This window comes from Vibrio sp. 2-Bac 85, from assembly GCF_037546705.1.
Classification (GTDB): Bacteria; Pseudomonadota; Gammaproteobacteria; order Enterobacterales; family Psychromonadaceae; genus Psychromonas.
Genome location: NZ_JALAAB010000013.1, coordinates 1 through 21,749, shown reverse-complemented (window position 1 = coordinate 21,749; position 21,749 = coordinate 1). Strand labels below are relative to the sequence as shown.

Genomic DNA, 21,749 nt, shown 5'->3' with positions numbered 1-21,749 from the left:
ATGCCAGAACAACAAGAACAACAAGTAGAATTCAACATCCAACGTGTATATGTAAAAGATATCTCTTTTGAATGCCCAAATTCACCTGACATTTTTAAAAAAGAATGGGCTCCAGAAGTTAAAATGGACATTGATACACAATCTAATAAATTAGAAGAAGGTGTATACGAAGTAACTTTATCACTGACAGCAACTGCGACAGTGGAAGGTGAAGTTGCTTTCTTATGTGAAGTACAACAAGCAGGTATTTTCTCTGTTTCACAGCTTGAAGGTCCTCAATTAGCACATTGCTTAAATGCATTTTGTCCAAATATCCTATTCCCATATGCGCGTGAAGCGGTATCAAGCTTAGTGACTCGTGGTACTTTCCCGCAGTTAAACTTAGCACCAGTGAACTTTGATGCTCTATTTCAACAAGCAATGGCAAATCAGCAAGCTGAAGTAGAAACATTAAATTCTTAATTAAGTTCTATAACAATCGGTATGAGTATTTGAACCAATATTACCTAAAAATAACAAGCCATAGCTAGGTCTTAATTTATATAGTTAGGTCTTAGCCTACATGGCTAGCTCTTAATTTAAATGGTTAAGCCCTAACTCAGCAATGGCTTGTTATCGTCAGTAACATGGAGCATTTATTTATTCCGGTTGACATTAAATAGGTGATGATGAATGACTGAAAAAACTGCAATTACAGTTTTAGGTGCAGGCTCTTACGGCACCGCACTTGCTGTTGCATTGGCTCGTAACGGCCACAATACATTAATTTGGGGTCATCAAGCTGACCATATTCAACGCCTCCAATCAGATCGTGAAAACAAAGCCTTCTTACCCGGTGTTACATTTCCTGAACGTCTTCAACCTGAAAGTGATCTCGCAAAATGCATCGCTGCAACGGATACTATTCTGCTGGTAGTGCCAAGCCATGTATTTGGTTTAGTATTATCTCAAGTTAAACCTTTATTACGTCCTGAACACCGCATTGCATGGGCAACTAAAGGGCTAGAAGCTGAAACTGGACGGTTATTACAGGAAGTCGCGCGGGATATCGTGGGTGAAGCTTATCCTTTGGCTGTATTGTCTGGGCCAACGTTTGCGATGGAAGTGGCAAAAGGTTTACCTACTGCGGTTGCGGTTGCTGGAACTGACCTTAGCTTTACGCAACACCTTTCAGAGCTTTTTCACAACCAAAGTAATTTTAGAGCCTACATTTCAGAAGACTTTACTGCAGTGCAATTAGGCGGTGCTGTTAAAAACGTGATTGCAATTGGCGCAGGTTTAGCCGATGGCTTAGGGTTTGGTGCAAATGCGCGTACTGCTTTAATTACGCGTGGTCTAGCTGAATTAACACGTTTAGGTGTGGCTTTAGGTGCTACAGAAGCTTCATTTATGGGCATGGCAGGGTTAGGTGACTTAGTATTAACTTGTACTGATAATCAATCTCGTAATCGACGTTTTGGTTTGGCTTTAGGCCAAGGTAAAGGCATTGATGAAGCACAGGTTGAAATTGGCCAAGTAGTTGAAGGTTACCGGAATACGGAAGAAGTTTATAATCTAGCAAAACGCGTTAATATTGAAATGCCGATTTGTGAACAAATCTATTACGTACTTTATCAAGGCAAAGCAGTAAAAGAAGCTGCGATGGATTTGTTATCACGTAGTAAGAAAGGCGAGTAGCATCTAGTCTACTTGAGATTATAAAAACCGATATACAAAAAAGGCCTCATTGAGGCCTTTTTTAATAGATGTTACAAACTAATGCAAATTAAGCATCTTGTAATATATTCAACATACGGCGTAATGGCTCAGCAGCACCCCATAATAGTTGGTCACCTACAGTGAATGCACTGATGTATTCAGGACCCATTGCTAATTTACGGATACGACCAACAGGGATACTTAATGTACCTGTTACTTTTGCAGGAGAAAGCTCAGAAACGGTGGCTTCACGTTCATTAGGGATCACTTTAACCCACTCATTATGTGATGCTAGAATTTTTTCAATTTCAGCTACTGAAACATCTTTTTTCAGTTTCATTGTGATTGCTTGGCTATGACAACGCATCGCGCCAATACGAACACACAAACCATCAATTGGTGTTTGATTATCGCTAGTGCCTAGAATTTTGTTGGCTTCAACTTGTGCTTTCCATTCCTCTTTTGATTGACCAGAAGGCATAGGCACATCAATCCATGGAATCAAACTACCCGCTAACGGTGCACCAAACTGTTCAGTTGGTAATGCATCACTGCGAATGAATTCAGCCACTTTTTTATCTATTTCTAAAATAGCAGAAGCAGGATCTGCTAGCTCATCTGCTACTGATGCTTCAATTGCACCCATTTGGCTAATCAACTCACGCATGTTGCGTGCGCCTGCACCTGAAGCTGCTTGGTAAGTATGTGGAGAAACCCATTCAATTAAGTTTGCTTCAAATAAACCACCTAATGCTAATAGCATCAGTGAAACGGTACAGTTACCGCCTACGTAGGTTTTTACGCCATCAGCTAGACCTTGTTGAATCACATCTTTGTTTACAGGGTCTAGTACGATAATGCTGTCATCTTTCATACGTAACGAAGAAGCCGCATCAATCCAGTAACCGTTCCAACCACTAGCACGTAGTGCTGGATAAACTGAATTAGTGTAATCGCCACCTTGACAGGTAATGATGATATCCATTTCTGCTAATGCTTCGATTGAAGATGCATCTTTTAAAGTATCGGTTGGTTTACCAACTTCTGGAGATGCTAGACCAACTTGTGAGGTGGTGAAAAATACTGGCTCAATCGTTGCAAAATCATTCTCTTCACGCATTCTTTGCATAAGAACAGATCCAACCATACCGCGCCAACCAACTAAACCCACTTTTTTCATGGTCTACATTTCCTTTCATTTATAGTTTAAATAGAACCGATTAATCATTAACCGAATACAGAATCTACCATTAGAGGGCTTAATAAGGCTAGTTATTTGATGGTTTGCTTGGGAAAAAAGGGCAAACTTACCTTGATTGCTTAATTTTTATTAAACAACCAAGGTAAGTTATTGTTACTGGTCAGTGCAGGTAAGTAGAGGCATACCTGTGGTTTTTATAATCGTTGCTTATTAATCGTAAATTGTTGGAATAGGTTGACGTTTATGCTGCGTACGTAAGTAAATGGTAATCAGTTTATCTTCGATCTCTTGAGGGACGCTTTTACCTTCTAAGAAATCATCAATTTGATCGTAGGTCATGCCTAGTGCTATCTCATCTTCAAGCTGTGGTTTATCTTCTTCTAAATCAGCAGTAGGTGCTTTCTCAACTAACAAACTTGGCGCACCTAAATGTTTAGCAAGCGATCTTACTTGACGTTTGTTTAGTCCAAATAAAGGAGCTAAATCGCAGGCACCATCACCGTGCTTGGTATAAAATCCCGTAATATTTTCAGCGCTATGGTCGGTACCAACAACTAACCCACCCGTTAAACCTGCAACTTCGTATTGAGCAATCATTCGCATACGTGCTTTAACGTTGCCTTTAATAAAATCAAGGTTGGTATCATCGGAGTAATTAATAGTACTGTTTTTAATCGCATCTAACGTACTTTCATGAATACCATCCGCACCGGCTTGAATATTTACCGCGACAGTGTGTGTTGGTTGAATGAAACTTAACGCTAGCTGCGCTTCATCTTCATCTTTTTGTACTGCATAGGGCAAGCGAACCGCAATAAATTGGTAGCTATTAGTGTTTTCTTGCGTGTTCAATTGCTCTACTGATAACTGACATAGTCGCCCGGCAGTACTGGAATCAACACCGCCACTGATACCCAATACAAGGGTTTTACAATGTGCTTTTTTTAGTATGTTTTGGATAAAGCTGATACGACGTTGAATTTCACTTTCTATATTGATGTCTGCTAACACACACATCTCTTGCAGTATCTTTTGTTTCATGAGGCAGCCTATTCTTAAAAGGTTAATATTGATATTGATAGATGGCAATGCACTATAAAGTACCAAGGATGACTATGATTATGCAAAAAAGTCGCCATTTTTTATAGTTATTTGTTCTGTTGTCTTTTGCAGTTAAATTTTTAGGCGAGATAGAAATATTTTATTCGTACGGCTTTGAAAGCATTAAGCTCACTGTACTTTCCTTTATTTCACTGACTATTTATCTCATATAAGTTAAAAGCATTGAGGTATCTTAATACTTTCAATTGAAATATTTTATTGCCCTGTTTTGGTGCAAAGCGCTCTTTATTGGTGCGCTTTATCTTTTTTGATCTATGAAATTCAGTATTAGGTTACATGTATTGATATTGTATTTTTTAAAAAACTGGAATATTTGTTAAATATTGTCCGCTTTTCGATATTTTTTAATCAATTAGGTTTTTATTTTTGTTGAATCACGGATCAATTTTTTTCTTATCCAAGCTCGCTTATTGGCGTATTTGTTGCTACATCTATATAACTAAAATAATGTCGTGACATTAATTGTCTTAATGAAGCGCCTTATTAGTGATAAACACTTCAAATACTAAAAGGATTTTTACATGAAAAACAAACTTAGAAAACTCGTTTCAGCGACTTCTCTTCTAGCATTATCAGTTGGTATTGCTAATGCAGGGACTTTAGACGATATCAGTAAAGCTGGTGAGCTTAGAGCTTGTTTTGATGCAGGGTATATGCCATTTGAAATGAAATCTAAAAACGGAAGTTATATCGGTTTTGATGTGGATTTAGGTAAATTGATGGCTAAGCAAATGGGTGTTAAGTACGTGCCTGTCAATACTGCATGGGATGGTATTATTCCTGCGTTATTAACAGATAAGTGCCATATTATAATGGCAGGTATGACCATTAACGCACAAAGAAATATGCGTGTTAACTTTGCCGACCCGTACATTACAGTTGGTCAATCTATACTACTGAATCCAAAACTAGAAGGTAAAGTACTTAGCTATAAAGACCTCAATGCCGGTGAATACACTATTGCAGGTAAGTTGGGTACTTCTGGTGAGCAAGTAATTAAGAGAATGTTATCAAAAGCAAAATATAATGCCTTTGAAACACAGACTGATGCTGCACTTGAAGTCATTAACGGTAAAGCTGATGCAATGATTTACGACATGCCATTCATCTCGATTTATGCAAACCAATCAAAAGGTAAAACGGTCGCTATTCTAGAACCTTTTACTTATGAGCCTTTAGGTTGGGCTGTTAAGCAGGGTGATCCTGATATGTTGAATTTCCTTAATAACTTTCTAAGACAAACTAAAGGTGATGGTAATTATCAACGCATCTATGATAAATGGTTTAATAGTGATGCTTGGTTAAGCCAAGTTAAATAAGGTTTTTAAGTAAGCCCTTTAAAACCAGAGGATCTCCTCTGGTTTTTTATTTTCTGACTGTCGGTGGACTTATGAACGAAAAACCCAATAAACTGAAATGGCATGTGCTGTTTATTATTACGATTGGCCTTATCTCAGCCGGAATTTATTCCGCATCACAAACCATTAATTATAAATGGCAATGGCACCTTGTCCTCCCTTATATTATTGATACATCTCCTATCGATATTATTGCCCAAGGCGATGCAAATGCGGCAGTTAATGCTGATGGTGTGATCACCTTAACCTTTGATAACGGCGATCCTTCTCGCGTAATTTCAGGTGCTGATCAAGTGCTTATTTCTGATGGTGATCTTATTTTTGAAGGTGATCTATTAGCACGCAAGGAAGGTATTAGAAGTGGTGTTTTAATTGATGGGTTATATATGACCCTGAAAATTTCTGTTATCTCTTTATTATTCTCTATTATTATTGGTTTAATTGCCGCATTGATGAGGATCTCAGACAACCCATTTAGTAAAAATTTATCTGTTTTATATATTGAAATTATTCGTGGTACGCCGCTACTAGTGCAAATATTTATCGTTTATTTTTTCCTAGGAACAATTTTCGATCTAGATCGTTTTACTGCTGGTGTTGTTGCATTATCTGTTTTTACTGGTGCTTATGTTGCTGAAATCCTCCGTTCTGGTATTCAGTCTATCTCAGCTGGCCAAATGGAGGCTGCACGCTCACTGGGCATGACTTATACGAAGGCGATGACTTATGTGATCCTTCCACAGGCTTTTAAGCGTACGTTGCCACCAATGGCTGGACAGCTTATTAATTTGATTAAAGATTCTTCGTTAGTTTCTGTTATTTCTATTACTGATTTAACAAAAGCGGGACGAGAAGTGGTGAGTGGTAGTTTCGCTACCTTTGAGGTTTGGTTTACTGTTGCTGCATTGTATTTAGTTTTAACATCTACCTTATCTTGGGGCATACAGCGTATTGAAAAAAGGTTAGCAAATAATGACAGATAAGAAAAAGTATGAAGGTAACGATATGATCGTCACTGTTGATGTTGATAAAATTTATCCTAACGGCTGTCATGCATTAAAAAAAGTAACAACCAATATTCAACGTGGCGAAGTTGTTGTCATCATTGGGCCTTCTGGCTCTGGTAAATCCACTTATTTACGTACTTTAAATCAATTAGAAACTATCTCGAGTGGTGAAATTACGGTTGATGGCGTAAAAATGTATGATGACGATACTAATATTAATAAGTTGAGAGAAAATATCGGAATGGTATTTCAATCATTTAACTTATTTCCGCATCTTTCTGTTAAAGAAAATGTAATGTTAGCACCATTAAAAGTGGCTGGTCGTAGTAAAGATGAAGTCATTTCAGAAGCTGAAGTGTTGTTGACACGTGTAGGGCTTGCAGAAAAGATGGATATCTACCCAAGTCAACTTTCTGGTGGCCAGCAGCAACGAGTAGCTATTGCTAGAGCCTTGGCAATGAAACCGGATATGATGCTTTTTGATGAGCCAACTTCAGCACTTGATCCGGAAATGGTGGGTGAAGTGCTGGATGTAATGAAGTCCTTAGCTGCAGATGGTATGACCATGGTCGTGGTTACTCATGAAATGGGGTTTGCTAACGAAGTTGCTGATCGTGTTTTATTTATGGAAGATGGCGTTTTATTAGTTGATGATATTCCTGAAAATATTTTTGGTAAGGTAACAAATCATGTAAGATTACAAAAATTCCTGTCAAATATTCGATAAGTTTGTAACTAGCATCGCATTTTAGATAGCGATTAATTTAGGCAAGGTTGTTTAGTGCCAGTATTAAAAACTGCTTAATTTAACAACCTATTAAGTCTTTATTTCTCTGCAAACCTACGCCACCTAAGGCAACTTTCGAATCATATTAATTATAAATGTGAATTTGCAAGTTTTCAGCCCTTGACGCTGGAGCACATTTAGCTCCAGCGTCAAATTTTTTAAATAACACCAAGCTCTCTTAGGCGTTCCTTTAAGTATTGATCCGCAGTGTAATTATCCGAGAGAACAACTTCTGGTTTTGGATGAAGAAAAAGAGGTAATGAAATTCGAGACTTCGTTTTGTCTGCGCCATCAGGATTAATAACACGGTGGGTTGTTGACGGATAATATCCGCCTGATGCTTCCTGTAGCATATCGCCGATATTAACAATCAAGTTACCGAAATCAGATGGTACATCTAACCACTCACCTTCTATGCTTTTTACCTGCAGACCGGGCTCATTAGATGCAGGAAGAATAGTCAGTAAATTAATATCTTCATGGGCACCTGCTCTTATCGCACCCAGCTCTTCATCTCCTTTTAATGGAGGGTAATGGAGTATTCTCAACAATGTCTGTTGATTATCTTTAATCATATCTGGAAGCGGTTGTGTGAATAATTTTGAAACTTCAGTTGGTGAATTATCCTCTACCCAAGTCAATAACTCAGCAGCAAGGTTACCCGCTTGTTGGTAATAATTTTGAAGTTCAGTTTTTAATTGTGCAGGACATTGTCCCCAAGGATAATAATGAAAATATTCTTTAATATCTTTTTTTGTATTTCCTTTCGCCGTTTCAGAAACTTCAGCTGGGAAAAAACCGTCTTGAGTCTCAGCATTGAAATGAAAGTCCACTTTATCTTGAGAGTTAAAAAACTGCTGCCAATTGTCGTAAATAGACCTCACTATTTGTTGCTGGATAGGATGATTTTTTAATACACCAAACCCAGTATTGCGAAGGGATTCAACAAACAGTTGTTGCGCATTTTCGGCATTGTAATCTATGGCTTCAAGTTTCATATTTTTATCTTATGTTTTAAGTAGTAATTTCATATTTTAACAACACTTTAATAGGCGAATCTAGGTGCAAATAATATTCGTAAGTTTGAAGTATGCTGTAGAGCACAAAAGAAACATTAGAAAAAGCTTATTAAGCTCAATCTAGTCACCATCAAGGTTACCTTTTCTATATCTACGCATATCATCTTGGTGCTTAAGGCGGTGAAAATTACAAAAAATGAAAAATATTTAATTAAAATGATATTAATCGGATATTTTTTTATGGTTATGTTTACCAAAATCTCGAGATCAGTATTTTCTTATACGTTCTTATCAAAAAATCCGCTAAAATGAACGTTTTATCATTCTTTATTATTAAGGTCTCATTATGTCTTTAAGTGTTGTTATTCTTGCTGCTGGTAAAGGTACCCGCATGCGTTCGCTTTTACCTAAGGTATTACATAAAATTGCTGATAAGCCGATGGTGCAACATGTTATTGATACGGTAAAAGGCATTGGTTCTGAAAATATACACTTAATATATGGCCACGGTGGCGACATCATGCAAAAAAATATTGCTGATGATTGTTTAAATTGGATCGAACAAACTGAGCAATTAGGTACTGGCCATGCAATGCAAATGGCGCAGCCACACTTTAAAGCGGATGAAAAAATCTTAATCGTCTATGGTGATGTTCCTCTATTATCTGCGACTACATTAGAAAAATTAGTGACAGTGCAGCCTAAAGGCGGCATTGGTTTATTAACTATTGAGCTTGATGACCCAACAGGTTATGGCCGCATTGAGCGTACAAATGGTGAAGTGATTGGCATTGTTGAGCAAAAAGATTCAAATGCGGCTCAACTAGCAATTAAAGAAGTAAACACAGGTATTTTAGTCGCAGATGCGAATGATTTAAATCGTTGGTTACCTGCTTTATCTAACGATAATGCTGCTGGCGAATATTACTTAACGGATATTATTGCAATGGCATATTCAGAAGGCGCTTCAATTCAAACAGTTCAACCTGAACATGCTTTTGAAGTAGAAGGTGTTAATAACCGTCTGCAACTTGCTAATTTAGAACGTGCTTTTCAACTTGAAAACGCTAACAAGTTATTACTTGATGGAGTGATGTTACGCGACCCAACTCGTTTTGACTTGCGTGGTGAACTAACCTGCGGGCAAGATGTTGATATTGATATCAATGTGATCATCGAAGGTAAAGTGAACTTAGGTTACGGCGTTAAGATTGGAGCTGGCTGTATCCTAAAAAATTGTGATATTGCAGATAATACGGAGATTAAAGCAAATTCTATTATCGAAGGTGCAAAAATTGGCGAAAATGCCTCAATTGGTCCTTTTGCACGACTTCGTCCAGATACTGTAATTGCAAAAGAAGTGCATATTGGTAACTTTGTTGAAGTTAAAAAATCAACCTTAGGTGAAGGTACTAAATGCGGTCATTTAAGTTATATTGGCGATAGCCAGGTTGGTAGTGGCGTTAATATTGGTGCTGGTGTGATCACTTGTAATTATGATGGTGTTAATAAACACCTGACTGTTATTGGTAACGATGTTTTTGTGGGCAGTGATTGTCAGATTGTTGCTCCTGTTACCATTGGTAATGGCGCGACGACAGGTGCGGGTACAACAGTGGTAAGTGATGTTCCTGATAACGCATTATGTATTTCACGTACTAAACAGCGCAATATTGAAGGCTGGAAGCGTCCCGTTAAAAAGAAATAAGGCTTAGCTTAAATTGGTTTAGAGCTTTAACTAGTAAGCAAACTATGAGAGGTCGTTAACTTAGGTTAGCGGCCTTTTTTATTGCCTTGAATAGGATGATTGATAAATTTCAGGTATAAAAAAGGAGGCGTTAGCCTCCTTGATAAAATACTAAACCTTAATGGTTAGCACTTTTTAAGGTTTAGTGGACGTTTACATACTTGCACATTTCTTAAGTGTGAAAGTGTTTCTTCCGGCATACCTTTTGGTAATTCAATTGTAGAGTGATCATCGTTTAAACGAATATCACCAATGAAGCGACTATTGATATTTGCTTCATTTGCAATTGCACCAACGATGTTTTTAACTTGTACACCGTGCTCACGACCAACATCTAAACGGAACATTTCAAGTTCAACATCAGTAGGGCGTCCACGACCACGAGGTTTATCTTCGCTACGTGCGCGGTCATTGCGGTCAGGGCGATCACCACGAGGACGGTCACTGCGTTCGTTACGGTCACGACGAGGACGATCACCACGATCACTACGTTCGTTACGATCATTGCTACGTGGTTCTACAAATTTTTCTTCAACAGGCTGTAATGGTTTTTCTTTTTGTGCCATGAATAATAACGCAGCAGCAAGATCTGTATCATCAATTTCAGTGTTGTTTACCATTTGCTCAAACAAAGTGCGGAAGAATGTTAGATCTTCACTTTCACATGTAGAGAATATTTGTTTTTGGAAGTTATCAATACGTGTTTGAGTTACTTCATCACGTGTTGGTAAGTCCATAATAGTAATTGGTTGACGAGTTGCACGTTCAATTGCTTGTAGTAAACGACGCTCACGCGGTGCAGCAAATAAGATTGCTTTACCAGTACGGCCAGCACGACCAGTACGACCGATACGGTGAACATAAGATTCAGTATCTGTTGGGATATCGTAGTTTACAACTAAGCTAATACGTTCTACGTCTAGACCACGTGCAGCAACATCTGTTGCTACTAAGATGTCTAAGCCACCTGATTTAAGGCGAGCGATAGTACGTTCACGTGTTTGTTGATTCATATCACCGTTTAGTGCTGCACTGCGGTAACCACGTGCTTCTAAACGTTCTGCTAATTCAACTGTTGCTGTTTTAGTACGAGCAAAGATGATAACACCATCAAAGTCTTCAGTTTCTAACATACGAGTTAAAGCGTCTAACTTATTAACACCACGTACGATCCAACATTTTTGTTCAATGTTTGAAACAGTAGATGTTTTAGCTTTAATCTTAACTTCTGTTGGGTTGTTCATGTAACGCTTAGTAATGCGTTTAATTTGATCAGGCATTGTTGCTGAGAAAAGCGCTGTTTGATGCTTTTCTGGCATTTCTTTCATGATCGTTTCTACATCATCAATGAAGCCCATGCGTAACATTTCATCAGCTTCATCAAGTACTAATGTTTTTAGGTTTGATAAGTCTAATGTTTTACGTTTCAAGTGATCCATGATACGACCAGGAGTACCAACAACTACGTGTGGACCACGAGTTAATTGCTTAAACTGTATATTGTAGCTTTGACCGCCGTAAATAGGCATAACGTGGAAGCCGCGCATATGACGAGAATAAGATTGAAATGCTTCTGCAACTTGAATCGCAAGCTCACGTGTTGGCGCTAGTACCAATACTTGAGGATGGTTTTTGCTAATATCAATGTTTGCTAATAAAGGCAGTGCAAATGCACCTGTTTTACCAGTACCTGTTTGAGCAAGACCTAATACGTCTTCACCATTTAATAGGTGTGGGATACATTGTGCTTGGATAGGAGATGGTGTTTCGTAACCCATTTCTGAAACAACTTTAACAAGCGCTTCTGGTAAGTTTAAATCTTTAAATGTTGGTCCTGTTACTTCTTCTACTGCTTGTTGGTTTTCTGACTCTGACATAGTGGCCTCATGAGTTTATAAAATTCTGCACATTACTCGAATGTACGTTAAATTCAGCCTATTCCTACATCAGCCTAACAAGTTAGAAGCTGTAAAACGTGTCCATTAATTTTCGCGAAATCAATCGCGTAGTAGGTTTACTCTGAATATTCTGCTTCGCTTTAGATGGATCCTTCTGCGAGGGAGGCGCATTCTACTGTATTTGTTTATAAAATGCCCGCTTTATTTTGACAAACCGCACGTTTTTTATAAATTAATCGCTATCAACCATGGGAAATCCGATAATTGACTTGTGGTTTCTATTTTTAGATGGTTGCTTGATTTTTATTTCATTTAATTTCCTTTTATTACTTAATGTCGTTGTTTGCAGTGATAAACTGCTGTTTTCCATATATCCCTCACAGATATTGTCTTTCAAGGAGTCACAGTGGCATTGCACACCCATAAATTGTCGGTATTACAAGGCGTTGGTTTATTAGTTTCTGCTTTATTAGGATCTGGTGTTTTTATTATTCCTGCTATTGCAGCGCAAGTAGCGGGCAGTTGGTCACTATTAGCTTGGACGTTAATGGGCATTTTAATTGTGCCTATCGTTTTTACCTTTGCACAATTAGGTAAAATTTATCCTCATGCTGGCGGTACTGCTTATTATGTGCAGCAAGCATTTGGCGAGCGCAGTGGACGATTGGTCAGTTGGTTATTTATTTGGGTAGTGGCATTGGGGTCGCCTGTTATCGCCATGACAGCTGCCAACTTTTTACAAAATGCATTAATAGAATGGCAGTTACTTGCGACAGGCGCGGATCATCGATTGTTGATTGCTATCACTATGCTGTTGTTAGTTTTAATTATTAATCTACTAGGACTAAAAACAGCGGCTGTGATCCAATCTGCATTGAGTGCTCTCATTGTCGGGACCTTGTTGTTTGCTTCCATTGATACCCAGCTAGATCCATCTTTAGTATTGCCTATCACTGAGTTTCACTTCGATAAGGTTGCGTTAGCGGCGACTTTTATTCTTTGGTGTTTTTTAGGTATTGAAGCGATTACGCATATTGCCGATGACTTTGAGCAGCCACAGCGAGACTTTCCTCTGACTATTTTCATCGGGATCACTATTACCTTAGTGGTTTACGGGTTAATTAGTATCAGCTTATTAAAGACAGGCTTTTATGGCGATCAGGAGAGGAATCTTAATTCAGTGGTACATTTAGTTGAGTCTAGTTTAGGCCGTAAAGGTTATGTATTAGTAAATTTAGTAGGGTTTTGTACCTGCTTTATTTCAGTAAGCTTATACTTTGTTGGATTTTCTCGCTTATTACAAAGTATGGGTAATCAACAGCAAATTCACCTTAACTTCACCCGCTTAAATCAACATCGTGTTGCTTATTGGGGACTCTCTTTTGCGGTTATGCTTTGTTTTGTGATGCTATTAATCAGTAACTTTATTGATTTGCCCATTGATAATTTAATTGCTTATGCGAATGGATTATTTATTCTAATTTATCTTGCAGCTGGCATCGCGGGGATTCAATTACTGCCGGGTAAAGGTCGCTGGATAGCGGTTATCGCAAGTGCTACGTGTTTACTATTGTTTTTGAGTTTGGGTAAGGAAATGTTATTCGCACTGTTATTAATAACAATATTAGGAGGGTATTATGCGGTTATCTACCCTTCAAACAACCGCATTAAAACAAGTTAGACGTTACTTATAGAAAGAGTGATCGCCTTGAGCATGCTCAGTAACATCGCGTACTGCGTTTAGCTCTCCTGAGAACTCTTCAAGTAATTCTTTCTCGATCCCTTCTTTTAAGGTCAAGTCTACTTGTGAGCAACCATTACAGCCACCGCCAAATTCAATCACAGCAACGTTATCATCAGTGATTTCGATTAGTTTAATAAATCCACCGTGGCTTGCTAGTTGAGGATTTATTTGTACTTGAATAACGTATTCAACGCGTTCTAGTAGTGGAGCGTCATCTTTCACTTTACGCATTTTTGCGTTTGGTGCTTTCAGTGTTAGTTGTGTGCCTGCATCTTCTTCAACTAGGTCAACAAATGCATCTTCTAGGTAAGGTAAGCTAACTTCATCAACTAATGCATCAAAACCTTCAAAACTTAAACGTGTATCGCTAGCTTCAACTGCTTCCGGTGGGCAGTAAGATACACCACATTCTGCTTTAGGTGTGCCTGGGTTGATAACAAACACTCGGATGTTAGTGCCTTCTTTTTGTGGCGCTAGTAATTTTGCAAAATGTGCTTGTGCAACTGGAGTAATTTCGATCATGTTCAACCTTTATGCTTGAGTAATTTACTAGGACATTATAGCGAGATTTGAATGCAATAATAAAGCAAAGAGTGAAAATGCAACAAATAATAAAATTTAGGATCAAATAAAAGCTATTATAGAAACATTATTGGTCGTTTTATGTATTGATATTTAAAGGAATTCTTCTTAAACGTCAGTAATGCGTAAAAGATTTAACGTTATTGTGGTTTTTTAGTCATTGAGAGTTAAAGTTACTTAGTAAATATTAGAGCTAATTAGTCATATTAAAGCTGCTTAGCCTAATTCAGTACGGCAAATACACCAAACATCAATTGTCTTAACTTTAGCTGTTGATAAGCATTGGCATAGGCTATTAATAGTTGCACCCGTAGTGACAACATCATCAATAATTACAATACTTTTCCCCTGTAAACTTATCTCTGCGTCTTTACTTAATGAAAATGCGTGATTTAAATTGTGTAAACGCTGTGCTCTTGATAATCCTTCCTGTGCTGTGGTTAATTTATTTCTAATAATAAATGGCTGATTAACGGGTGGTTCGTACAGTGTAATTACGGGCAAGTGCTTGACTAAAGAATCCTTAATTAATTGTGCTTGATTAAAACCTCGGCTTCTGTGTTTTTTGGTGTGTAGTGGCACTGCGATAATACAATCGATTTCTTGTAATTGTTGCTGGCTATAACGGTTTTGTATTGAATGAGCGAGCAATAAACCGAGTAAATCTGCATATAATATTTGACCATTATATTTTAATTGTTTTATTAAAACGGGAAAGGGTGTTTGATAGCTTGCTATCGCATGTAGTTGACGAAAACTAAAAGGATGTTGTAAGCATTCTCCACAATATGCTTGTGAGCTTGTTAATCCACAACCACAATGTAAACAACAAGGCCTATCTGTTAAGATTGAATCATAACAACACTGACAAATAAGAGACTGCTTACTAGGTAAGTGGCACAATAAACAATGGCTTGGTAAACAAGCTTCAAGTAATGTTTGGCAGTGTTGATTAATCGCATTCAGAAGATTTTTCAAATCAAACCCTATTATTAAATGAGGTTACGGTGAGTATAGAACAGCAAAGTAATAAGCAAGGTGATGAGTCGACTAATCTACAAATAAGTATTCCTGAAGGTCGTCAGCCTCAACATCAGGTTGCTTATCAATCAATGGGTACAGGGAAGAATTTAGTGTTAGTGCATGGCTGGGGAGTAAATAGTGCTATCTGGCAACTTGCAGCTGAACAACTAAGTCAACATTATTGCGTGCATCTAGTTGATCTTCCGGGATTTGGTAAAGAACCTGAAATTTCAGATTATTCTTTGGCCAATATCGCAGACTTAATTTTGAAAAAATTACCCGATAATGCCATTTGGTGTGGATGGTCGCTAGGTGGGCTGATTGCAACCTATGTCGCACGTCATCATCCTGAACGCGTTGAAAAATTAATTCAGGTGTGTGCTGCGATAAAATTTGTAGAACAAGGCCAGTGGTTAGGTGTAAAAAAAGCGGTTTTTGAGCGATTTAAAACAGGAGTCATTACACAGCCTGAAAAAACATTAAATCGATTTTTATCCTTGCAGGCAATGGGGAGTGTGACGGTAAAAAATGATATTGCTATTATTAAAGGTTTATTAGCAGAACAGCCACAACCAAAGCAAAATGCGTTGATTGCAGGTTTAGATTTATTAAGTAATGTTGATTTACGAGAATCATTTAGTCAATTAACTATGCCATGTTTAAGTTTATTTGGACGCTTGGATAGTTTGGTGCCTATTGCGAATATGCCTGAGTTGATTAAATTATATCCTGCTAATCAGCAGGTTATATTTGAACATTCTTCACATGCTCCATTTATAAGTGAATCTGTTCATTTTCAGCGTGTCGTGATCGACTTTATTGAAGGATAACTATTCATGTTAAGCTTTATCTTTGCTTAAAAAGTAGCCATAATGGAGTTGTAATCATTGCTTAGGAGTTATTTATGGAAATAAATTCAGCGTTTTCTTCAGGGCTGTATGGCTTGAATCAAGCATCACAGCAAATAACTGAATCCAGTGAAAAGATTGCTAATCAACCCGTGAATTCTGAAAATACAGAAAATAGCAGTTATGACTCACAACCAGTGACAGCAGAATTGATCAATATGAAGCTAGCGGAAATTCAAGCACAAGCTTCTGCAAAAGTGATCACAACAGCTGATGAGATGGTTGGTTCACTGATTGATGTGTCTGTCTAACTTTAACCCTCATGGTTAATGTAAATGTTCAACTCCCACCTATTGTCGCGGCTCCTTTCCCGCAAGCCGCGGAAACACTTCATCGTCAAAATCAATTACAAACAGCGATTCCAAAAACCGAGGAAACGCATGCTTACGCTAAAATGCGATCTCAGCAAGAACGAGAACAGGTCGCTCATCAGTCTGGGCAAATTCTTCAAAAGGATAATCCTGAGTCAAAACAACAAAGACATTCAAGTGGCTTCAATCAAAGACGTGATTTTTTCTTTTCCAGCAAATTAAAACTTTCACATCGCGAGATGGATAAAGTCTCTGTACAATTAAAGGGGATCTCCGATTACAAGCAAGTAGTCTCAGTGATTCAAGCAAAATATAACGATGCAGTGTCACCTATACCTGAACCGACCGTTAATTATGATATCTAGCTGTTTAGATTATTTATTAGCAAATCATCTTTAAAGCATTGTCTAGAGTTACTTTGTTACTGCGTTTGGCAGGTGAATTGTTTTTAAAGGGGCATTTCTGACAATTATTAAAGAGGAAAATTAGCTATAAAAAAGGCCACAAATTTATGTAGCCTAGCTTACTGTTAGCCCTTTTCTAAATAGTCTGTTTAATGACTATCTATTAAATAACAAGCTATCAAGTAACTAGTTATTTAATAAGGTTCTATTTAGTGAGAATGTCCACAGCCTTCAGCTGAGTGAATATGCCCATGTGACATTTCTTCATCAGTCGCAGCACGAACAGAAATAACTTCACCAACAAATTGTAATGCCATACCTGCTAGAGGATGATTTGCATCAATGCTAACATTTTCTTCAGTTACGCCAGTGACTTCTACAGTACGAGGACCTTGCTCTGTTTCTGCTTGAAATGACATACCGACTTCAATTTCATCAACGCCTTCAAATAAAGTACGAGGAACTTCTTGAACTAACTCTTCTTGGAAAGGACCGTAAGCATCTTCTGCTTGCAGTGTTACATCAAATTTGTAACCCGCTTCTTTACCTTCTAACTCTTTCTCTAAACCTGGTACTAAATATTGTGCACCTTGAATAAATTCAAGTGGGCTACCGTTTTCTGTACTATCAAGCGCATTACCGTCAACTTCTGCAACACCAAAGTGGATTGCTACTACTGAATTTTTTTCAATTTTCATCGTTATTTCTCTCTATTCTTTATCGGGTTCAGATGGATCAAAAACACCAATTATTTGTTCAAATTGACGTGTTGCTGATTTAGCCTGATTAGGCGTTTGTGTTTGTGTGTAACCACAAGCGACGCAGGTTAAAGTCTCAACTGCATTTTCCAGTGTCAAAGCAATACTGTCAATAGTCTTACATTGTGGGCATTCAGCTCCAGCGATGAAGCGTTTTTTATTTTTAGATACAGGCATATACAAATCACAAATGACAAAAAGTACGTAATGATAAACAAATTAGCACTCATTTTCAGTAGTTATGGCTCAACTTTGTAAAGTTCGTTATTATCTTGCTCTAATTTACCTGATTTACATTGAGACTCTGAATTTATGATTGTTGCAACTAATATCGAATTTATCCGAGGTGGAAAAGCCTTACTTGAAAATGCCAGTGCAACCATCAATCCAAAACAAAAAGTAGGTTTAGTTGGTGCCAATGGCTGTGGTAAATCTAGTTTTTTCACTTTATTAAAGCAAGAGCACCAAGTTGATGCCGGCGAATTAACTATTCCTCAGCATTGGCGACTAGCGAGTGTTGCTCAAGAAACGCCTGCTTTAGATACTAATGCCTTGCAATATGTAATCGATGGCGACCATCAATTTCGTGCTTTACAAGCAAAATTAAAACAAGCAGAGGCTGAAGATAATGGTACTAAAATCGCTGAAATGCATATTTTACTAGATAATGCTGGTGGTTATACCATTGAATCTCGTGCTGCTGAGTTATTAGCAGGGTTAGGGTTTAGTGAACAAGCTCAAGGTCGACCGGTAAGTGACTTTTCTGGTGGTTGGCGCATGCGTTTAAATTTAGCACAAGCGTTGCTTTGCCCATCCGATTTATTGTTGCTCGATGAACCAACCAATCACCTTGATTTAGATGCGGTGATCTGGCTTGAAAAATGGTTACATCAATATCAAGGAACATTAATCCTTATTTCTCATGACCGAGACTTTATTGATAGTATCGTCGATAAAATTATTCATATAGAACAGAATAAATTATTTGAATATACCGGTAACTACACTAGCTTTGAGCGCCAGCGTGCTGAGAAATTGATGCAGCAACAATCTTCCTACGAAAAACAACAAGCGCAAATGGATCATATGCAAAGTTATATTGATCGTTTTCGCTATAAAGCCAATAAAGCCAAACAAGCACAAAGCCGTATTAAAGCGCTCGAAAAAATGGAAACGTTATTACCTGCACATCTTGATAGCCAATTTAGTTTTTCATTTCGAGAGCCTGAAGCTTTACCCATGCCATTACTTACACTGGAAAAAGTGAGTGCAGGTTACGAAGATCTATTAATTCTTGATGAAATAAAATTAAACCTAGTCCCTGGTAGCCGTATTGGCTTGTTAGGTCGCAACGGTGCGGGTAAATCAACACTCGTTAAATTACTTTCAAATCAGCTTCAGCCTAAATCTGGCAAGATTGAAATCAATACCAATGCAAAGATTGGTTACTTTGCACAGCATCAATTAGAGTTTTTACATCTAGACGAAAGCCCAATGCAACATTTAATGCGTTTGGCACCAGATGAGAAAGAGCTGCCATTGCGTAACTTCTTAGGTAGCTTTGGTTTTCAAGGTGACAAAGCTTTTGATATTGTCGCTCCGTTTTCTGGTGGAGAAAAAGCACGTTTAGTTTTAGCATTATTAGTTTGGCAAAAACCTAACTTATTATTACTTGATGAACCAACCAATCACTTAGACTTAGAAATGCGGCATGCACTGACGGTTGCACTACAAGCATTTGAAGGTGCCATGGTTGTTGTATCACATGACAGACATTTATTACGTACTACTATTGATGATCTGTATTTAGTACACGATAAAAAAGTGGAGCCATTTTCTGGTGACCTAGATGATTACCATCAATGGTTATCAGATCAACAGCGTATTGAAAAACAAGCCTCTCAAAGCGAAGATAAAATCGTGTCGGTGAGTGCTAATCGTAAAGATCAAAAAAGATTAGAAGCTGAATTTCGTAAAAAACTAACGCCTTTTAAAAAGCAGCTAACCAGCGCTGAAAAGCAAATGGATATTCATTCTGCTCGTGTGGCCGAGATTGAAGAACAGTTAAGTGATAGTTCGCTTTATGATCAAGAGAATAAAAAGAAATTAACTAATCTATTAAAAGAACAAGGCGAAGTAAAAGAGCAGTTGGAAGAAGCTGAAATGTTATGGATGGATGCGCAAGAACAGATAGAAACACTACAATCAGAATTGGAAACTTGAATTTTAGGTGCAGCTTCGCCATACTCTCTGCGCAATGATTCACCAGCAAATGAAATAATAAAGGGATTAAAATGAGTTTTGAAGCAAATGAATATTTCGATGGTAACGTTAAATCAATCGCATTCCAAAGCGAAACATTACCTGCAACAGTAGGCGTAATGGAAGTTGGTGAGTACACATTTGGTACTAGTGCTTATGAATATATGACAGTAGTAAGTGGTAGTCTAACAGTGCGCTTAGTTGATACAACTGAGTGGAAAACTTATAAAGCAGGTGAAACATTTGAAGTAGAAGCAAATTCAAGCTTTGATGTTAAAGTTGTCGTTCAAACTGCTTACCTTTGCTTATATAAAGCATAATATTTAACATATTGCTAATATTAGAAAATCATAAAGGGGCTTAGGCTCCTTTTTACTAACCAATAACCTTCTTCGTTTTTATTCACTTCTTCTTTTTTGAATAGAAATAATTAATGCCACACAGTTAACAAAAAATCATATACCTCTTATCTATTGAATATTAAGTCTTAATATTTTCCAAGAAGATCACAATTAATAATACAATAATATTATAACTTGCCTTTCAAGTTTTTTTGTTGATATTAATAGAGTAGGCATTCTCATGAAAAAAATATATTTAAGTGCGCTTGTGGCAAGTTTGTTAGTTGGTTGTGCGAGTAACGCTACTAATGAAGTAAATGAAGGCGATTATGTAACAGGACAAGTTGCTAATGCAACAACGCCTTTACATCCATCTGCTAATACAACAGCATTAATCACTAAACTAGATCCTTACAAAGCACCATCTCAAAACTTTGACCTTACAAAATGGAAAATTAATATTCCAATGGAAGATGACAAACCTGGCCGTGCAGGCAAAGTTATGGAAATTTCTGCTCAAAAACTAGGAAGCACTACCAATCCTTATACTCATTCTGATTGGTTTTATACAGATGCAAGAACCGGTGCGATGGTATTTGCTACTCCGAACAAAGCAATGACAACGCCAAACAGCAAAAATGCGCGTAGTGAATTACGTGCTATGTTAGCCAAGTCATATAAAGATCCAAAAAACAATTTTGCAATCGCCGCTAACCCCGATGCAGCAGATTATGGCTCAATCGGTGGAGAGTTATCTGCAACATTATCAGTAGATTGGGTAAGTACGAGCGGTAACGCAGATAAAAACGGTGCTTTCTCTACTGTCATAGGCCAAATTCATGGTTCAAAAAACGAACCTTTAAAAATCGTATACCGTAAATTACCCGGTCATGAATACGGTTCACTGTATTGGCGTTATGAAATAAATGCGACGGGTGATAATTACTCAAAACGTAAAGATATTTATCATAACGTGTTTGGTGCTTATGATTTACGTGAAGGCTCAGCTGAACCAATGGACGGGATTAAGTTAGGTGAAGTGTTTTCATATAATGTAAATGTAGAAAATAGCATTATGCATTTAACCTTTGTTAAAAATATCGGAGAACAAGGCGAAGAAGTTAAAACAGCAGAAATAGATTTGTCGAAACCACATTATAGAGGTAATGAATACGACGAAGGTTATGCAAATGATTGGATGTACTTTAAAGCAGGTAATTATAACCAATGTAATGTTGGATCATCTGAATGTACTAACAATGGAATTGCAGCTGGTGATTATGCAAAAGTAAGTTTTTACCAATTAACATTAGATCAATAAGCTAACTTAATAGACATTAAAGTCTTTCATATAAGTGAAAGGCCTTAAATTATGACTTTAACTATTATTAAAATAGTTAAAAATGGACTATTTGTACTTATATCAGTGCTTATAGATAATAAAATTTAGATATTAAGTGCAACTTAATACAATTAACTTTTCCTTTTTAGTCCTGAATTATCACTATTTTGCATGAAAAATGCGCTCTTTGTTGTTTAATTAGTCACTCAGTCACTTTATTGCAAATAATCATAATAA

At 37.4% G+C, this 21,749-nt stretch carries 21 protein-coding genes; 13 read left to right on the top strand and 8 right to left on the bottom strand.

The genetic code is table 11. The features are described from left to right. On the top strand, positions 1-462 hold the full coding sequence (secB, locus tag MT390_RS13580; protein ID WP_166372125.1) for a protein-export chaperone SecB: 462 nt from the start codon (positions 1-3) through the stop codon (positions 460-462). 210 nt (positions 463-672) lie between these two features. Further along, on the top strand, positions 673-1,677 hold the full coding sequence (gpsA, locus tag MT390_RS13575; protein ID WP_299667608.1) for an NAD(P)H-dependent glycerol-3-phosphate dehydrogenase: 1,005 nt from the start codon (positions 673-675) through the stop codon (positions 1,675-1,677). A gap of 88 nt (positions 1,678-1,765) precedes the next feature. Here the strand turns inward: gpsA and asd are convergent, their stop codons facing one another. Together asd and nadE are read right to left on the bottom strand one after the other, a co-directional pair. After that, positions 1,766-2,878 (bottom strand): aspartate-semialdehyde dehydrogenase, encoded by a 1,113-nt coding sequence (asd, locus tag MT390_RS13570; protein ID WP_166372127.1) that lies wholly within the window; start codon positions 2,876-2,878, stop codon positions 1,766-1,768. Positions 2,879-3,109: 231 nt separating this feature from the next. Then, positions 3,110-3,940, bottom strand: a complete 831-nt coding sequence (nadE, locus tag MT390_RS13565; protein ID WP_499441649.1) for an NAD(+) synthase — start codon at positions 3,938-3,940, stop codon at positions 3,110-3,112. Positions 3,941-4,542: 602 nt separating this feature from the next. Between nadE and MT390_RS13560 the strand changes: the two genes are divergently transcribed. The 3 genes from MT390_RS13560 to MT390_RS13550 all read left to right on the top strand — a co-directional run bounded on the left by MT390_RS13560 (position 4,543) and on the right by MT390_RS13550 (position 7,113). Beyond that, on the top strand, positions 4,543-5,340 hold the full coding sequence (locus MT390_RS13560; RefSeq protein ID WP_166372129.1) for a transporter substrate-binding domain-containing protein: 798 nt from the start codon (positions 4,543-4,545) through the stop codon (positions 5,338-5,340). A 71-nt stretch (positions 5,341-5,411) separates the two neighbouring features. Then, positions 5,412-6,362: an amino acid ABC transporter permease gene (locus MT390_RS13555; protein WP_166372130.1), complete on the top strand. Its 951-nt coding sequence runs from the start codon at positions 5,412-5,414 to the stop codon at positions 6,360-6,362. A 22-nt stretch (positions 6,363-6,384) separates the two neighbouring features. Then, entirely contained in the window at positions 6,385-7,113 is a 729-nt protein-coding gene (locus MT390_RS13550; RefSeq protein WP_205963062.1) for an amino acid ABC transporter ATP-binding protein, read from the top strand. Between the two features lie 218 nt (positions 7,114-7,331). Here MT390_RS13550 and MT390_RS13545 read toward each other — a convergent pair whose 3' ends face one another. Further along, a complete protein-coding gene (locus MT390_RS13545; protein ID WP_166372132.1) occupies positions 7,332-8,171 on the bottom strand; it encodes a 2OG-Fe(II) oxygenase family protein in 840 nt (279 codons plus the stop codon). Positions 8,172-8,538: 367 nt separating this feature from the next. On the opposite strand from MT390_RS13545, the gene glmU reads away from it, so the two are divergent. Beyond that, entirely contained in the window at positions 8,539-9,900 is a 1,362-nt protein-coding gene (gene glmU, locus MT390_RS13540; protein WP_499441647.1) for a bifunctional UDP-N-acetylglucosamine diphosphorylase/glucosamine-1-phosphate N-acetyltransferase GlmU, read from the top strand. A 164-nt stretch (positions 9,901-10,064) separates the two neighbouring features. Here the strand turns inward: glmU and MT390_RS13535 are convergent, their stop codons facing one another. Beyond that, positions 10,065-11,816, bottom strand: coding sequence for a DEAD/DEAH box helicase (locus tag MT390_RS13535; RefSeq protein WP_166372134.1), 1,752 nt, complete (start codon positions 11,814-11,816; stop codon positions 10,065-10,067). 427 nt (positions 11,817-12,243) lie between these two features. Here MT390_RS13535 and yjeH point away from each other — a divergent pair, with 427 nt between their 5' ends. Continuing rightward, entirely contained in the window at positions 12,244-13,518 is a 1,275-nt protein-coding gene (yjeH, locus tag MT390_RS13530) for an L-methionine/branched-chain amino acid transporter (protein ID WP_499441645.1), read from the top strand. A 3-nt stretch (positions 13,519-13,521) separates the two neighbouring features. Here the strand turns inward: yjeH and nfuA are convergent, their stop codons facing one another. Both nfuA and MT390_RS13520 read right to left on the bottom strand, forming a co-directional pair. After that, positions 13,522-14,109, bottom strand: a complete 588-nt coding sequence (gene nfuA / locus MT390_RS13525) for a Fe-S biogenesis protein NfuA (protein ID WP_499441644.1) — start codon at positions 14,107-14,109, stop codon at positions 13,522-13,524. A 270-nt stretch (positions 14,110-14,379) separates the two neighbouring features. Then, on the bottom strand, positions 14,380-15,141 hold the full coding sequence (locus MT390_RS13520) for a ComF family protein (RefSeq protein WP_499441642.1): 762 nt from the start codon (positions 15,139-15,141) through the stop codon (positions 14,380-14,382). A gap of 29 nt (positions 15,142-15,170) precedes the next feature. Between MT390_RS13520 and bioH the strand changes: the two genes are divergently transcribed. The 3 genes from bioH (at position 15,171) to MT390_RS13505 (ending at position 16,770) form a co-directional block, all read left to right on the top strand. Beyond that, positions 15,171-16,016, top strand: coding sequence for a pimeloyl-ACP methyl ester esterase BioH (gene bioH, locus MT390_RS13515; RefSeq protein WP_299667639.1), 846 nt, complete (start codon positions 15,171-15,173; stop codon positions 16,014-16,016). Positions 16,017-16,090: 74 nt separating this feature from the next. Further along, the gene (locus MT390_RS13510) at positions 16,091-16,345 is read left to right on the top strand and encodes a flagellar biosynthesis protein FlgE (RefSeq protein ID WP_166372137.1); all 255 of its coding nucleotides are present in this window, start codon (positions 16,091-16,093) and stop codon (positions 16,343-16,345) included. Between the two features lie 11 nt (positions 16,346-16,356). Then, entirely contained in the window at positions 16,357-16,770 is a 414-nt protein-coding gene (locus tag MT390_RS13505) for a hypothetical protein (protein WP_166372138.1), read from the top strand. A gap of 248 nt (positions 16,771-17,018) precedes the next feature. Here MT390_RS13505 and MT390_RS13500 read toward each other — a convergent pair whose 3' ends face one another. Then, positions 17,019-17,507, bottom strand: a complete 489-nt coding sequence (locus MT390_RS13500) for an FKBP-type peptidyl-prolyl cis-trans isomerase (RefSeq protein WP_166372139.1) — start codon at positions 17,505-17,507, stop codon at positions 17,019-17,021. A gap of 12 nt (positions 17,508-17,519) precedes the next feature. Continuing rightward, the gene (locus tag MT390_RS13495; RefSeq protein WP_166372140.1) at positions 17,520-17,744 is read right to left on the bottom strand and encodes a YheV family putative zinc ribbon protein; all 225 of its coding nucleotides are present in this window, start codon (positions 17,742-17,744) and stop codon (positions 17,520-17,522) included. Positions 17,745-17,879: 135 nt separating this feature from the next. On the opposite strand from MT390_RS13495, the gene MT390_RS13490 reads away from it, so the two are divergent. The 3 genes from MT390_RS13490 to MT390_RS13480 all read left to right on the top strand — a co-directional run bounded on the left by MT390_RS13490 (position 17,880) and on the right by MT390_RS13480 (position 21,491). After that, a complete protein-coding gene (locus tag MT390_RS13490; RefSeq protein WP_499441639.1) occupies positions 17,880-19,790 on the top strand; it encodes an ABC transporter ATP-binding protein in 1,911 nt (636 codons plus the stop codon). Between the two features lie 71 nt (positions 19,791-19,861). Continuing rightward, on the top strand, positions 19,862-20,149 hold the full coding sequence (gene ppnP, locus MT390_RS13485; protein ID WP_113819433.1) for a pyrimidine/purine nucleoside phosphorylase: 288 nt from the start codon (positions 19,862-19,864) through the stop codon (positions 20,147-20,149). A gap of 262 nt (positions 20,150-20,411) precedes the next feature. Further along, positions 20,412-21,491, top strand: a complete 1,080-nt coding sequence (locus MT390_RS13480; protein ID WP_499441636.1) for a polysaccharide lyase family 7 protein — start codon at positions 20,412-20,414, stop codon at positions 21,489-21,491. The last annotated feature ends 258 nt before the right edge of the window (positions 21,492-21,749 follow it).